14 protein-coding genes are annotated in these 15,355 nt (G+C 43.2%); 1 reads left to right on the top strand and 13 read right to left on the bottom strand.

The window, feature by feature from the left end:
• Positions 1–375: 375 nt before the first annotated feature.
• The 8 genes from CEF21_RS19385 to CEF21_RS19420 form a co-directional block, all read right to left on the bottom strand.
• Positions 376–612 carry a hypothetical protein gene (locus tag CEF21_RS19385; protein WP_123919226.1) on the bottom strand — a complete coding sequence of 79 codons (237 nt, stop codon included), beginning with the start codon at positions 610–612 and terminating at the stop codon, positions 376–378.
• Between the two features lie 18 nt (positions 613–630).
• Positions 631–2,223, bottom strand: a complete 1,593-nt coding sequence (gene ggt, locus CEF21_RS19390; protein ID WP_123919228.1) for a gamma-glutamyltransferase — start codon at positions 2,221–2,223, stop codon at positions 631–633.
• A gap of 13 nt (positions 2,224–2,236) precedes the next feature.
• Positions 2,237–3,394 carry a CapA family protein gene (locus CEF21_RS19395; RefSeq protein ID WP_123919230.1) on the bottom strand — a complete coding sequence of 386 codons (1,158 nt, stop codon included), beginning with the start codon at positions 3,392–3,394 and terminating at the stop codon, positions 2,237–2,239.
• A gap of 15 nt (positions 3,395–3,409) precedes the next feature.
• Entirely contained in the window at positions 3,410–3,859 is a 450-nt protein-coding gene (pgsC, locus tag CEF21_RS19400; protein WP_123919232.1) for a poly-gamma-glutamate biosynthesis protein PgsC, read from the bottom strand.
• A gap of 12 nt (positions 3,860–3,871) precedes the next feature.
• A complete protein-coding gene (gene pgsB / locus CEF21_RS19405) occupies positions 3,872–5,053 on the bottom strand; it encodes a poly-gamma-glutamate synthase PgsB (protein WP_123919234.1) in 1,182 nt (393 codons plus the stop codon).
• 531 nt (positions 5,054–5,584) lie between these two features.
• Complete coding sequence (locus CEF21_RS19410; protein ID WP_164462253.1) at positions 5,585–6,118, bottom strand: GNAT family N-acetyltransferase; 534 nt, start codon at positions 6,116–6,118, stop codon at positions 5,585–5,587.
• A 43-nt stretch (positions 6,119–6,161) separates the two neighbouring features.
• Positions 6,162–7,148 carry a class I SAM-dependent methyltransferase gene (locus CEF21_RS19415; RefSeq protein ID WP_123919237.1) on the bottom strand — a complete coding sequence of 329 codons (987 nt, stop codon included), beginning with the start codon at positions 7,146–7,148 and terminating at the stop codon, positions 6,162–6,164.
• A complete protein-coding gene (locus tag CEF21_RS19420) occupies positions 7,138–8,466 on the bottom strand; it encodes an FAD-dependent oxidoreductase (protein WP_123919239.1) in 1,329 nt (442 codons plus the stop codon). The genes CEF21_RS19415 and CEF21_RS19420 overlap by 11 nt, the downstream gene beginning before the upstream one ends.
• A 93-nt stretch (positions 8,467–8,559) precedes the next feature.
• Here CEF21_RS19420 and CEF21_RS19425 point away from each other — a divergent pair, with 93 nt between their 5' ends.
• Positions 8,560–9,594, top strand: coding sequence for an STAS domain-containing protein (locus CEF21_RS19425; protein WP_241156715.1), 1,035 nt, complete (start codon positions 8,560–8,562; stop codon positions 9,592–9,594).
• Positions 9,595–9,721: 127 nt separating this feature from the next.
• Here the strand turns inward: CEF21_RS19425 and CEF21_RS19430 are convergent, their stop codons facing one another.
• The 5 genes from CEF21_RS19430 to CEF21_RS19450 form a co-directional block, all read right to left on the bottom strand.
• The gene (locus CEF21_RS19430; protein ID WP_123919241.1) at positions 9,722–9,955 is read right to left on the bottom strand and encodes a hypothetical protein; all 234 of its coding nucleotides are present in this window, start codon (positions 9,953–9,955) and stop codon (positions 9,722–9,724) included.
• A 340-nt stretch (positions 9,956–10,295) separates the two neighbouring features.
• Positions 10,296–11,099 carry a YusW family protein gene (locus CEF21_RS19435; RefSeq protein ID WP_164462254.1) on the bottom strand — a complete coding sequence of 268 codons (804 nt, stop codon included), beginning with the start codon at positions 11,097–11,099 and terminating at the stop codon, positions 10,296–10,298.
• A gap of 70 nt (positions 11,100–11,169) precedes the next feature.
• On the bottom strand, positions 11,170–12,519 hold the full coding sequence (locus tag CEF21_RS19440; protein ID WP_123919245.1) for a UDP-glucose dehydrogenase family protein: 1,350 nt from the start codon (positions 12,517–12,519) through the stop codon (positions 11,170–11,172).
• A 77-nt stretch (positions 12,520–12,596) separates the two neighbouring features.
• Positions 12,597–13,490 (bottom strand): UTP--glucose-1-phosphate uridylyltransferase GalU, encoded by an 894-nt coding sequence (gene galU, locus CEF21_RS19445; RefSeq protein ID WP_123919247.1) that lies wholly within the window; start codon positions 13,488–13,490, stop codon positions 12,597–12,599.
• 46 nt (positions 13,491–13,536) lie between these two features.
• The gene (locus tag CEF21_RS19450) at positions 13,537–14,892 is read right to left on the bottom strand and encodes a glycosyltransferase family 2 protein (RefSeq protein ID WP_277423915.1); all 1,356 of its coding nucleotides are present in this window, start codon (positions 14,890–14,892) and stop codon (positions 13,537–13,539) included.
• Positions 14,893–15,355 lie beyond the last annotated feature (463 nt).

Here is a 15,355-nt window from a genome sequence, read left to right on the forward strand (position 1 = left end):
CTTGCAACTGCCGTTCCAACTGCAGCTTTTTGCCAGCGCTGGCTGTTTCTTTTGACTGATCTTTTTAATTTCCTCAATCCAAGGCCCCCCGTAATCATAAAAAAATGAGTAAAATTAGACATTTTTTCATGAAAATGAAATTTTTTCATTACAAAACTATTATAAATCTAATCTGAATAGAATAAATAGTCCGAAAATTCTATTTTGTAAAATTCACTTAAAGGCCTTTTATCCTATGTTTTTCGTCACTGTTCGTTATCCGTTTTGATTTAATACCATTTTTTGAATAAATAGGAACTTAAACAGAAATCTGTCTGCTCTGCCTTTACCCTATAAAAAAAACCCGGGGATAACCCCCCGGGGACAGGAAAAATGTTATTCTGCGTTTGAACCAGCAGTATTCTGAGACGGCTGTTTTACTTTTGCTGAGGACTGCTTAGCCATTGCTGCTTGCCTTGCTTCCGCTTGTTCCTTCTCAGAAACCTTCTTCATTTCGTTGGCGATAGCAGTTTTTTCGGATGGATCCATCACTTCTGTATGCTTAAAACCAATCATCACCGCTAAAATAGCAATGACTCCCAATGTAGACCATATCCCTTTTATCATTTTCATGACCATTCCTCCCAAATGTTAGTTAGATGAACTCCATGTGCCTGTTCGTCTGGGATCTGCTGCTCCGGATACTTGGCTGCTTTTTTTATCTATACTCAAGGCCATTACGCCTCCATAATAAAATGGAGATTTCTTTACACGTACGTCATAGCCGCGCTTTTCAAGTCTCTTCCTCACATTTTTCGGATATCCAGGTTCCATCGTAATCTGATGATTCTCAATATAGAATCGTCTTTCATTAATAGCCTCCTGCCAGGATGCCCCAAAGTATTCTCTTTGCACAAGCACTTGGGCCAAAACCGTTGGAATTCTCTTTCCACCCGGGGTTCCGATGCCAACAATTTCTTTGTCGCTTTCGAGAATGGATGGAGCTGTGTAATTGTTCGGCCGTTTACCCGGTTCCATTCTGTTGGCTGATTCGGGATCTTCACTGAAATTGCTAAGCGAATTATTCATAAACACGCCATTGACTTGCTTTTTGGATCCGAAGAATTCTCCGAGTGTATTGGTTACAGATATGATCGTCCCTTCTTTGTCTTTTATAACAAAGTGAGTGGTATTATCATGATCTTCTTCATCTGCCTCTGAATTGTTTACCTTTATGTCAAAGGAAGCTTTGTCAAAATCCATTTCATCCGCCATATTCCTCAAGTGTTTCTTTGAAAGAAGCCTTTCTGTATCGACTTTTCCAAAGGAAGGATCCTGAATTTCAGTAATTCTCTCATGGTAGGCATGCTTGGTAAATTCACCTAATAAATGAGTTGAATCCGTTACTTCCCCTGATTTGAATTCACTCTTGTACAGATCGGCAAGCTTCAGGATTTGCAGGAGAGAGATGCCTCCTGCAGATGGAGGAGAGGTCATGACTTTGTACCCACCGAACTGGCCTTCCAGCGGTTTTTCTTCTTTCACTTTATAATTTTTTAAATCATCTGCGCTCACGGAATCCAGTTCTTTTGCTAGAGACTTCCCCATTTCTCCCGAGTAAAATCCCTTGCTGCCCTGCTTTTGAATCGATCTAAGGGTATCCGCAAGCTCAGGCTGTTTGATAATTTCATTCCTTTTTACCGGATTGCCATCCGGATAAAAAGATTCCGGCAGGGTACCTTCAAATTGTTTCTCAGCGCCCTTGAGCCGTTCGGACAGAAATTCATCTGCCTTGTATCCTTTCCCGGCATACTGAATAGCCGGCTCAAGCAGCTTGGACATCTTCATGTTCCCCATGTCCCTATGCGCCCGCTCCAATCCTTTAACGAATCCCGGAACGGCAATCTGGTCTTTAGACCCTTCTCCGTTCACAGGGGCTGCATCTTTATAGTCATATACTCTTTTGATGTTTTTTTTCGGATTATAGACAACCATCATTCCGCCGCCGCCAGGCCCTGAGCCAAATGGCTCCGTTACCCCGAGCGCATAAGATACAGCGACGGCTGCATCCATCGCGTTTCCTCCGCTGTTCAAAACCTTCATTCCGGCTTTCACAGCCAGAGGATGGTTGGCCGCTACAGCAGCCTCACCTTCTGATGGACGGTTTAATATTCCGGATTGTGCGACGAGCAATAAGACAATGAGAAGAATTGCCAGTGCTGTCCATAGACGTTTCTTTCTCATTTACATCCCTGCTTTAATCGAGTTTTTTGGAGAAGTCCTTTTCAAAAATGAGCTTCCCGTTCTCTTCCTTCCAATCCAAGTTTTTTGAGGTTTTGGTCAGCTGCTGAACCATTTTCTTTCTCTGCAGTTCATTCATTTCCCTGATCGGAGCAGGCTGCCCTTCTTTTATTTCAAGAGGAGTCAGCTCAAATCGTGCTTTGCCGTCGGCCATCAGCCTCATCTGAGCGAGGGCACTCTCTCTTGTTCTGCTCCAGCCCTGATCAAAAACAAAATTCCCAAGACTGTAGAAAATGACACTGTCTTTATACACTTCAACTGGCGACAGCACATGCGGGTGATGGCCAATGATCACATCTGCCCCTGCATCCGCCAGCGCTTTTGCCAAGTCCTCCTGGCGGGGATGGGGAGTTGTATCGTACTCCTGTCCCCAATGGGCATGAACAAACACGAAATCTGCATTTTTTTTCGCTTCTGCAATCATTGGAACGAAGTTTTTCGGTTCCATCGCAAGAACCCCGCTGTTGTATTCTGTTGCTTTTGTTCCCTCAGCATATACATCTGTAAAAGCAAGGGTCGCAACCTTCATTCCGTTATAATTCTGATATGATATGGAATCTTTCGCATCCTTCAGATTGCTCCCGGCTCCTACCGGATCAATTGCATGCTCTTTTAAAGTCTTTCTCGTATCATTTAACCCTTGCACGTTATAATCCATCGCATGGGTATTGGCGAGACTGACAGATGAAAAGTTGAGATTTTGAAGAGTCTTGGCTGATTGTTTATCCGTCCTCAGCTGAATGCTTTTCGATTCGTTCTTTGGCGCGTCTTCGTCCAGAGTAATCGGCTGATCAAAATTGGCTGTTATATAGTCAGAGTTTTGAAGTAGCGGTTTTACATGCTGAAATAAGTAATCCTGTCCCTTAATATCGGTTACTTTTTCAACATCCCGGCCCATCATTACGTCTCCCATGAAGGAAGCTGTAAACACTTCATTTTTATACTGGGTAACGGCTGGGGCCGGAGGTCTTTCAGCAAAGGAGAAACCGAACATAATTCCAGCTGTGGCAATTAATCCAATTACTGCGTGAGTTTTTGAATTCCGCCGGTTTCTTTTAATAAAACGCAAGAGCTTCTCTTCGAAATTAAGCTCTTTTCCATTTGGATGGCTCACGTTTTTCTCCTCCCCTTAGAAAATATAGTAAAGCGTCATCAGCAGGAAGGTAGCTCCGCTCAGCAAAAGGGTACTCCCGATCGTAAGCGCCAGCCCCTGCTTTTGCATCGTATTGGCAATCAAACCGGGAACGATGATTCCAATCCCCCTGAATTCAAAAATTTCAAATGGAAGGATGGGGTAAGCGAAATCAAATGCCAGTTTCAGCAGGATTCCTACGGTAAGCATGGCGGCAAACTTTCTTCTCCCATAAAGAATGACCAGCTTCGATATTCCGAATGTGACGATTAAGTATGTAAGCAAACTGATAAAGAAAACCACTGCCAGGAATACAGGCTGGTCAAATACCAGTGCCAAGTACCCCGGAACAATCAGCCCGGCAGGTATGACCCCGGTTTTTTCCGTAAACAGCAGGCTTAGCAAGACTCCCAGTACCAGGGCTATGTATAAATCAGATCCGAACAATGACTCTTCCTCCTAACTGACAAATTGCTTAATTTTATAGTCTTCCAGTCTTTCAATCAACGGTGTAGCAGCACCATGGATGTTGCCTACGCCATAAATGGCCCGGCCGCTCATCATTGGCTCAAGAACAGCCAATATTTCTTCGGTTGAATACCCTTCCAGATTGTGAAAATTGCCGGCAGGAATGTTTCCAGCTTCATATGAATCAACAATTGGCTGTGTTGTATCTCCTATGATCACGACATCTCCGGCAGGGATGTACGGAAGCACATCATTTGCGAATTGAATGGTCCGGTCTACCCGGTCATGACGGCAGTTCATAATCACCACCGCATTACTGGTTGGGTATCCGAGGTCCTCTACCCTTTTCCATATATTAATTGTGGAAGCAGCATCATTTGCTGCAAATCCATTTACAAAGTAGCCAGGGTTCCCTGCATCAGCGAGCGGAAGAATTTTCATGGCACCTGGATCCGGAGGAGCATTCAGCATACCGCGAAAGGCTGTCTTCTCATCGATTCCCAATGCGTCTGCAACGGCTAATGCAAGCGATGCATTATCCGGAAAGACCATGTATTCAAAGCTCTTAAGAAACTGCTCGGAAATTCTAGTATTATCACAAACAATCAAAGTTGAATTGCGTTTTTCTGCTTCTTTTCGGTAATAGTCGATATAAGGACTTTCATTGACAATCACATGGCCATTATGAGGAATTGTGGCAACAAAGGCCTCTGCCACCTCATCCAGAGTCGGACCCATTACGTCCATGTGGTCCTCTAGTACATTCACAATAATTCCAATATTCGCCTGAAGCATGTCCTCCTGAAAGATAATTTGATAATCAGGATTTACGGCCATGCATTCACTCACAAGCGCATTCGCCTTCAATTCAGCTACCTCTTGGATCACACGTCTTTGCTCACCGATATTCGGACCCTCCGGCCGTCTCACAATCGGTTTTTCTTCTTTTGTATTCCAGTACATCATCCTTGCATCCGTACCTGTTGTTTTTCCGACTGTTTTATATCCGGCTTCCTTTACCACACCATATATAAGTCTTGTAACGGTTGATTTCCCCCGGATTCCGTTAATATTAATCCGAACCGGAATGGAATCGAGCCGCTTTTGGTGGCGCCGCTTTTCAATGATGCCCAGCAGCAGCACAAAAACAGCAGCAGCGAAAATGACCCACACGTAACCTCATCTCCTCTATTCGTTTTCATCAGCGTGTATGTTAAACCCATGTCTACTTTATGGATTTACCGCGCAGAATAATAGATGATAAAAGTTCGAAGTCCTTATTTTACATATGTTACAAAGCAGTGTGTAACGGCTCATATATTTAGACTTTTCCAACATTAATATAAAAAGCCGTTCAGAAGGGTTTTGTCCTATCCTTGCTTTAACAGGATTTTGGCAGAAAATCTCTCAGCAAGACTCATTTCCATATTTTTTCCTCATTGAAAGTTAAAGGATATCCCTAGATCATTTATCACATTGTAAAGGAATGTAAAAATTGCCGAACGGTACGAAATGTGCAGTTATTAATGTAAGGGCTTCCAATAATAAATAATGAGAGAAAGACCGTTTACATCTCTTCTTCTTGGTGAATCGTATGTCCTGATGTTATCCGGCGAGAGGTGTCTTTTGTCACACATCTATAAAAATGGGACTCAAACCAATAAGAATAGGCCCTGCAATAATAAAAGCTGAATGCATTCGCATTCAGCTTTGTGTTAAAGGCTTCTCGTATTTGCAGAAACCATTTAAAGTTCCTTTATATTCATAACCGGCTGCCAGATAGAATTGATTCAGTGCTGCATTCGTTCCGATGCAATCAAGACGAATCTGTTTTTTTCCTTCAAATTCAATTCCTTTCTCCGCCCACAAAAGAATTTCCTTTCCGAGTCCGGTCCCTTTAAAACTCCTCGCTGTAATAAGTTTATGCAAATATACAGATTCAGCATCCGTATCTCCCCATAAGCTTTTATCCCAATCCCCTGCTTCAGTCAAAAGCATGACCATACCGGCGATCTCTCCATTTTCAGCAAATAAAAATACCTCACCCCGGTTTATTGAACCGGATAACCCTCTCAATTCCCCATCCGTGATGAGTTCGTTCCATTGAGACGAACCCTTTGAGTGGAGCCACTGGGCCGTTTCTTTCAGTAAATGGGCGATCACGGATTTATCTTCGTTCGAAGCCTGTTTTGCTTCAATACCATTTGGCAGTTCCTTATGCGCAATTCGAACTCTCAATTCGTTCACCTCAAAATTTCATATGATTTCGAATCTGATTGTACTACTTTTTGAGATGAACAGCGAACCATCCTCCTTCCTTTACCACCGGGCGGATGGCACATATTTTCAGACCCGCTTCCCCGGCCGAGGCCCGCAGTTCTCTCTCGGCTGGGATCGGATGAAGATTATCAAACGCTGAGAAAAAGCTGTTAAACACACTCGAAAATTGTTTCCCATACTTGGGATGGCGCATAGGAGTGATAATGGCCATTCCCCCTCCTGGCCCGAGCCAGGAGGCCGCTTTTTTCATCAGTTCTCCGCGCCTTTCCAGGGGCACATAGTGAAGGAGATTATTGATTAAAACAAGATCCGTGCTTGCCGGATGTTCCCATTCAAATGCATCCCGGCATTCAATTTTCAATTCCGGGTATTCGCGGCATCTCATCCTTGCTTCGCTCGCTACTCCTTCGTTTAATTCAATTCCTGTTAAATCAAGTTCCGGAAAGTCTTTTGCCAGTCTTTTTAAATAGCCGCCATGACCGCAGCCAATATCCAGAACACTTTTTGCCGCGGTTTTTTTTACGAGATGGTGAATGACAGGATAAGCCACTTGCTCAAGAATGGATGAGGTTTGCGCCACCACTTCTCCATGCTGCTCATGATCAAAGGTTTGCTTGTTTTCAGTTGTCATGATTGCCGGATAGCTGAGCAATGCCGGGATATGGAGCTCCATCATTTCTTTTATAATCGCGCCTGTTGAATTCGGATTTTTCTTGCTGGATGGAAGCATAAAGCTCCGGGAGGTACGAAATCTGCCTTTGGACGCTTTTTTCATATAATGAATGGAAAGTCCCACCTCTATCCATCTCTCAAGAAGGTCTTTTTTGAGGGAATGCTGAAGCGCTACCTCTGTAATGGTCTTAGGCTTTCGGAAGGTTTCATACAAATCTAGCTCATATCCTACATAAGCATGCCACGTGTAGAGAAACGGAAGGTTTTTTTTCATCCATCCTCTGGCTTTAAACACTCTGACATATTCATTCAGCACCACTTTTCCCTCCTTCCGAATTCCACGGATAATCTAAAGCTCTTGTGAACATAAATTCCCTCTGCAAATGTTTAAGGCTGGATGCTTTGCGAACCGGCAGGAAACCGATTTGAACGAGCCTGTCATATAAGGACTCTTTCCATAGGCCCAACCCCGAAACATTCAGCATCTGCTTTGTATGAAGCCAATCATCGCTAGTCGTCTGGATGATTCCCTTTTTTCGAAAAGAGGGAAAATACGCGATTGGACGGGAATAGGTTAAGGCTGAAAGATGACTCAGATTCAGAACCGAGCGCGTCCTGGGCTTTCTAACCTTTTCATACCAGCGCAGAGAATCAGGAGAGTTCTTTCCATTTGTGAACATCCAGCAAAGCAGCTCTCCCAAAATATCGCCATCTTGAATAGCAAGGTTCATTCCTTCTCCTGCCATAGGGTGCACACTGTGGGCTGCATCCCCGACAAGTGCTTTATTGCCGTCAATATACCGGCTTGCGTGATACCTGACTGGAATCATGAGCTGGATTTCCCTAAAGCTTTTGATTTCTTCGACATATCCTTCAAGCTCAGGACAAAGCTCTTTATAGCATTCATGAAAATAGGAAATCCCTTTATCCTTTATCTGTTTATAGCTGCCTGCAGGAATAAGATATACGGTTCGGACCCGATTATCCGGCAGCGGAAACAGCCCTAAAAATGTATGGGGAGCAGAAATCATTTTTCCTTCCGTCATGTGTTCAGGGCGGCCGAAAGAAACGGTTAGAAAGTGGTGATCGTATTTTTTTTCTTTAATCACAGAATTCATGGAATCTCTCGTTTTGGACTTTCTGCCTTCTGCTCCAATTATATAATCCGCTGTAATTTCCAGCTCTTCTCCATCAAAGCTGACAATTGCCTTCCCTCCCCTGAATTCTTTGAACTTTGCGGGCTGCAGATAATGAAAATCAGGGAATTCAGAAGCTTCCTTTAACAGAATGTTTTTCAGCATTTCATGCGGAATCATGAGCGAGTAGGCAAACGGGCTGTTGATCATTCTATAGTTCATACTCGCTCTTCCCACTTCATGATAGGAGCGATTTTTTTGTTTCATTTCCTGAATATCAATGCAGTGAATGCGATGTCCCTTCTCTTCCACCGCATCAAGCAATCCGATGGTGTGAAAAATCTCCAGACTTTTAGGCTGCAGCAGCTCTCCCTTATACATATGGGTACCGCTTTTTGCCTGCTCTGCAACAGTTACATGAATGCCGCATTTTGCAAGCTTTAGCGCCACGGTAAGTCCGCCTACTCCTCCTCCTATCACCAGCACGTTCGTTTTCATCTGCCCACCCCTCTCGCTCGCATCTTTTTACAGCCAAATGACAGAATTATGTAGTATGATAGAAACAGGGTTTGAATGGAAAGGTTGTGTACCATGGAAAACGAAATGAAAGTCTTTACAGATACTTCGATCATGGTTGGAGGCCTGGAATTCAACTGGGATCTTGATCAGGGAACGTTTAAATATGAAAGGGACGACGCCGTTCTTTTTTGGATAGATTCTGCTATGAAAATTTTCTTTGACACAATTGAAGAAATTTCCGGTGATAAAGCCGCAGCCGTCGTTCTTGAAACTGCGGGGTTCCGGCAAGGTTTAGTTGTAGGGGATTATTTCAAATCCCAAAACCTCACTTTAAATGAAGTAGCTGCTGTTCTTCCCAATACTTATGCCTCTGCAGGATGGGGGAAGATGGAGATATCCCAAGTGAATCATGCTAGAAAAACAGCGATTATCCAAGTGAAAGACAGCTGGGAATATAAAATTAATAAAGCTCAGAAAAAATCTCTCCGAGGCACCTTTACTCCAGGTCATTTCGCAGGCATCCTGACCGGATTATTCGGTGTGAATATTTGGTATAAAGTGCTGAAAAGCCAGATTGAAGGAGACATTTACTGCGAATTTGAATATTTCCCTTCCGAAATGACAGTCCAGCAAAATATCCATGAACTCGCTCGCCTGGAACAATCTGAACAGATCCGCAAACTTGAACATCTTGTAGAAGAACGGACCCGTGATCTTAACGGATTAATCAGGGAAATTTCTTCACCGATTATTCCGGTTCTTGAAGGGATTGTGGTCGTTCCCCTCATTGGAAAATATGATGAACAGAGATCTTTCGACCTTGTCCAGCGGACTCTTTTAAGTCTTCCACAGCAAAAAGCGCAGTATATGGTGCTGGATTTAACCGCCATGAGCGAAGACGTCACAAAAGGAACGGTAGAGTTTATTGACCGGCTTGCGACGTCAGCTTCATTGATTGGCACAAAAACCATTCTTGTTGGAATCTCGCCTGAGTTTGCGATTTCGATAGCAAATTCAGACTACAACTTATCGGCATTCAATTGTTTCAGCACACTTCAGCATGGAATTTATTTTGCCCTTTCTGAACAGGGCAGACAGATTGTATAAAAGGGAATAGTAGAAGGATTGACTCGCGTACGGCAAGTCCTGCAGAATATAGAGGTAGATGTGCGAACCTGCTGACGGTTGATCAGCAGGTTTTTTTATTCCTGAATTAATGGTTGTTCTTTAAAAATCATGGAGTTACCTGGTGACTGTCCTCCTGTTTCCGTAAGGACTTCTTTATGTGCTCACATTCAAGGTCTCCAAGTTCAAAGCGTTCCATCATTTGTTTGTATGCCTCAATTTTCCCTTCTAGTCTCGCTCTCTCATTTTCACTGAGATCTTGTGCGCCAAGCTGCCCGCATAATTCCTCTCCCGTTGTCTTCAGATACGTTGCAATCGCTGACTCGTTGAATGTATTGACCATCCTTACCGCCTCCTTTTGTATTATTTTGGGTATTACCCTTATAAAAGCGTTCTCAACCCTTCGAGTAGGCTGCCAATCAGATAATCCCTTACCCCCGTTCCTATTATGCTTTTTGCCGAATACCGGTAAAGCTCCATGTTTTAAACGATCGCATCGTGCCGGACAAAAAACCGGATGCCTGCCTGTACCACTGCTCCCCCCGAAGGAATAATGGCTTCTGTCTTCATGGGACCAGGCTCGGGTGACGTATGGGATTTACCCGGTTATTAGCCGGATAATGGCATGCTTGTCATAGCCCGACCATGAAAAAAACCGCCCCAATCGGGACGGCTTATCAACTTTATCTTTCAAAATGAATATCTGCTTTTGTATTGTTTTCAAATTGAGACTGTACTTCCACTTTCGTGATGTCCGTAACTTTTATACCAAGAGCTTTAGAGAGCTGATCCAGGTATCCGTTCCACGTCACATCTTTACCGGGAATAATTCTGTCCTTGATTTTAAGAGCTTCAAGCAAAGCATAGATGCCTTTGTATTCCTTTGTGCCTTCAGCCGTTTTCTTTTGAATGACTGCTTTGATGCTGTCACCATGAGCAAGGTACGTTACATGATAGTAGTAGCCGTTTTTATCTTCTACTTTCATATAAAGCTTGCTGATGTTGTAAGGATTGATCACTGCAGATTTTTCCCCTTTCTTGAAAGAGAAATCTACAGCAGCCAAATTGCTGAATCCTACAGAAGCATTGGCTCTCTGGACGTCACCAGGCTTAACTCCCAGTGCATCAGACAGACGTTTAATCACTTCTTCTTTGCTAAGATTCATAGAAAGGTCCAGATTTTTCACAAAATCAATGACTTTTTTACTAGCTTCTTCACCGGTTACTTCAATGGTTTTATTCCCTGATTCCTTTTGAATGGTAACTTTCACAATGCCTTTTTCTTCTTTGTAATCAACTTTGTACTTTGCATCTTTAAGCTGTACTGTCCCTTTGAAAGTATCGACTGTTTTCCACAGGGAATTCACGTCAATCTTCTTCACTTGCTCGATGGTTCCCTGCGGAAGCTTAACCTCCGCTGCAGATGCTTGACCTGCCACGTTGACTGCAAGTGCTGCCGCCAATACTGCTGAAGCGATTTTCTTCATTTTCATAGCACCCTCTCGAATTTGGTTTACATGGATGCCGACCCTAAGCTGTAAGTGTAAAATCTATGGATTAAAAGGAAGCAGCAAGAATGGATTCCTGCTCTTTTTCACCTGTAGGAAGGACTGAGTCGCGTCCGATTGAAATGTACTCAACGTGAAGCTTCTGTGCTTCCTCGGCTGAATAGCAGTTGCGGCCGTCAAATACGATTGGATTTTCCATAAACAGTCCAGACATCAGAAGAGCTTTTTCTACAATTTCTTTCCAGTCTGTCAATATAAAGACTGCATCCGCTTCTTTAATCGCATCTTCAATTTGTTCGGCGTATTGTACTTCTTCAGGAAGAATGGTTTTTGCATTTTCCGCAGCTATCGGATCATATCCGATGACTTCGGCACCCTCTTCAACCAGCTGCCGGGAAACAACGATTGAAGCGGCTTCACGCATGTCGTCCGTTTCAGGCTTGAATGCAAGACCGAGCAAAGCAATGCGCTTTCCTTCGAGAGATCCTAAGCGTTCTTTAGCCTTTTTAACCAAAAGTGTTTTTTGGCTGTCATTGATTTGGATAACGGATTTCAGAAGGTGGAAGTCATGGCCGTGATCCTGGGATATTTTCACAAGGGCATGCGTATCTTTCGGGAAGCAAGAACCCCCGTATCCGATTCCGGCATTAAGGAATTTGCTTCCGATCCGTGCATCCATTCCCATACCGTTTGCCACTTCATTTACATCCGCGCCCACTTTTTCAGAAAGGTTGGCAATTTCATTGATAAAGGAAATTTTTGTAGCCAGAAAAGCATTGGCAGCGTACTTAATCATTTCTGCACTGCTGATGCTTGTTTTTAGAATAGGAAGACCAAATGGCTTGTTGATTTCTTCAATGATATTAGCGGCTTCCGCGTCATCCGCCCCGATTACAATACGGTCGCCATTGAAAGAATCATGGATTGCCGCACCTTCTCTCAGGAATTCAGGATTCGAAACAGCTTCCACCAGGTAATTGTCCTGAAGGTTGGCCATGACCAATTCGCGCACTTTGTAGTTGGTTCCGAGCGGAACTGTACTTTTCGTTACGACCGTCACATCACGTGTAATGTTTTGGCCGATATCTCTTGCTGCTTTATAAATATAGGAAAGGTTGGCAGAACCGTCTTCGGACTGCGGGGTGCCTACAGCGATATAAACAACATCTTTGTCTTTAAGGCCAAGGATATGGCTGTCTGTAAATTTCAGACGGCCAGCCTCAATGTTTTTCAGCATTAATTCTTCAAGTCCCGGTTCATAAATAGGGGAAATTCCTTTTTGAAGCATTTCGACTTTTTCAGAGTTTATATCCAGGCACGTGACGTCATGCCCGATTTCTGAAAGACAAACTCCCGTAACAAGACCTACATAACCAGTTCCGATAATGGCAATATTCATGAATATTCCTCCTCTTAAACTTAACAGCAAGACGTGCTTTTCCCAGCTGCGGATACAGCTGGGATCCTTTGGCACGCTTACGATAGGATGATCTCTTTCTCTTTTACAAGGCTGCTTAAATATTCGTGGACATGAATTCCAAGATCTTCGCGTTCAAGAGCAAAGTCGATGGTTGCTTTGACAAAACCGAATTTGTCGCCAACATCGTATCGTTTGCCTGCAAAATTATAAGCTAGTACGGTTTGTGATTCATTCAGAATTTTGATGGCGTCTGTCAGCTGGATTTCGTTGCCGGAACCAGGAGGCAGTGTTTCCAGAATGCTGAAGATCTCAGGTGTCAGGATGTACCGGCCCATAATTGCATAGTTAGAAGGAGCTTGCTCAATTGCAGGCTTTTCCACTACAGATGCCAGAGATAGAACATCATTTTCTAGTGTTTTATTTTCAAGCGGAGCAATAATTCCGTATTTGGATACATCTTTATGCTCTACTTCCTGAACACCGAGTACAGAGGATTCATATTTGTCGTACACATCAATAAGCTGCTTTAAGCATGGAGTTTCTGATTTAACGATGTCGTCGCCAAGCAAAACGGCAAAAGGTTCATTTCCAATAAAGCTTTCCGCACAATGAATCGCATGACCCAATCCGCGCGGCTCTTTTTGGCGCACATAATGAATGTTTGCCATATTTGAGATGGACTGAATTTCCTCCAGCCTTTCAAACTTGCCTTTTTTGTAGAGCGTTTCCTCCAGCTCATAGGACTTATCGAAATGATCCTCAATCGCACGCTTGCCGCGTCCGCTGATGACGAGAATATCTTCAATCCCTGATTTAATCGCTTCCTCTACAATGTATTGAATTGTAGGCTTATCGACGATCGGCAGCATTTCCTTCGGCTGCGCTTTTGTAGCTGGAAGAAAACGGGTGCCTAAACCGGCTGCAGGAATAATCGCTTTACGTACTTTCATTAAAACCTCTCCATTCACATAAAATTCATCTCTCTAACACAGCTTCTTATCCGCGTGTACCCCAAGCAGTTGAGCGGATTGTCAAAAGCGCCCAGAAGCGAAGCGGGCAAAGCAGGATTAGGAACAGCAAACCATACAACGGTGCGAGCAGGAATGTAAACGGCCTCTTGTAGGCGTAAAACACGTTACGGGCATAAGCCGAGATAATCACGTAAGCCAGGTAATAAATGAGCATGATCCAGCCCATTGTCGTAGACGTAAAGTAGATAGCAAGAATCAGTGAAATACCAAATGCAATCCAAAGGAACATTTCAAGCATGACCCAAACGAAAACATTTGGCTTCGTAAAACCAATTTTCAGCGCAACAAGACTTTCGCGGAAGAATGACTTGTTCCAGCGTGATTGCTGCTTAAGAAGTGTGCGCAAAGAAGTTGGAGCATCTGTAATACAGCGTGCAGTCGATTGATAAAGAGTCTTTCCTTCACGGATTGCATAGTTTGTCAGACAGCGGTCATCTCCAAGCTGAACCTGCTGGCCAAGGAACATCTGGTTTCCATAATGATCAAGGTTTTTCATTACGACTTCGCGGCGGTAGGCACTAAGCGGTCCGCTGCAGACTAAAACGTTATTCGTAACCGAGTGAGCAGCACGCTCTACACGGAAGGCATTGTCATAGCGCATATCAATAAGACGGGTAAGAACATTATCAGTGCGGTTTCGGATATTTACGTGACCAGTTGTTGCCGATACTTCAGGGTTATTAAACGGTTTGAGCAATTCGCGGACAGCATTCGGGAATACCGTACAGTCTGAATCAACTGTTATGTATACATCCCCAGTTGCTCTTTCAAAAGCCCATATTTGTGCATGGCGCTTCCCTTTATTTTGAGGAAGGCGGTGAACAATCAGGTTTGGCATCTTATAATTCCCTCTGGCTAATTCAGCAGCTGTTTCACCAATGCCGGCCATCAGGTTTTCTTTTAGCTTCAATGTAGCTTCATAAGCAGAAACATCTTTACTGCCATCATCAATGACGAAGATTTCGTGAACCGGGTAGTCCTGCTTTAAAATACTTTCAATCGTACCAAGTACAGCGTCAGGCGCTTCGTTATAGGATGGTATAACAACTGATACTTTTAAGTCAGGCGGATCCATCATGACTTCCTGATATTTGAAGGAAAGAAGCATTTTCCCTAATAGGTAGGCAATCATTACAGAACCATATAGACCGATTGTTAAATTCAATTTGTCAGATGCAGTCCAGTTCACATAGAAAAGGGCAGCTACTGTGATCACAAACAAAGAAATAACGAAGGTTTTTTCCCTCGTGGATAATTTCTTTTGTGTGTTCATTTCCTGCGACTCTCTCACCGCAGACAGATCCTGTTCAACTTTAGCCATACTCGTTCTCCTCTCAAATTGATTTTGGCTCTGCTGCATCATGCCGGAATGCTTTTGCAGCCGAACTTTCATCTCGTTCAGCGTAAGGAATTTTTCAAAACCATTCAATCTGCCGTTATGCCCGTGACAAAATTCATCCTCTTTTCCGTAACAAGCGAGAAACATGGTGATTTCAAGGATGTAAGCGTTCTCTAACTGTTTTTTGAGATTTCTTCACTTTGTAATATTTATGTAACAATAAAAACCCTTGTTAAACAAAGGGTTTGAGGAAAGCTGTATTTGATATATAGGATTAAACCAATTAGAGGTCGAAATCTTTGTAACAATTTTGTAATAAAAATAGTGAAGATTTTTTTCATTTTTTTATAAAACAGAGAATATTTCAGAAATTTGCAGAAAAATGCGGAAATGTTAAGAAAAATGAGGAAACAGTTCTAAAAAAATAAACCTATTTCGACATATT

The organism is Bacillus sp. FJAT-42376 (assembly GCF_003816055.1).
Taxonomy (GTDB): domain Bacteria; phylum Bacillota; class Bacilli; order Bacillales; family Bacillaceae; genus Metabacillus_B.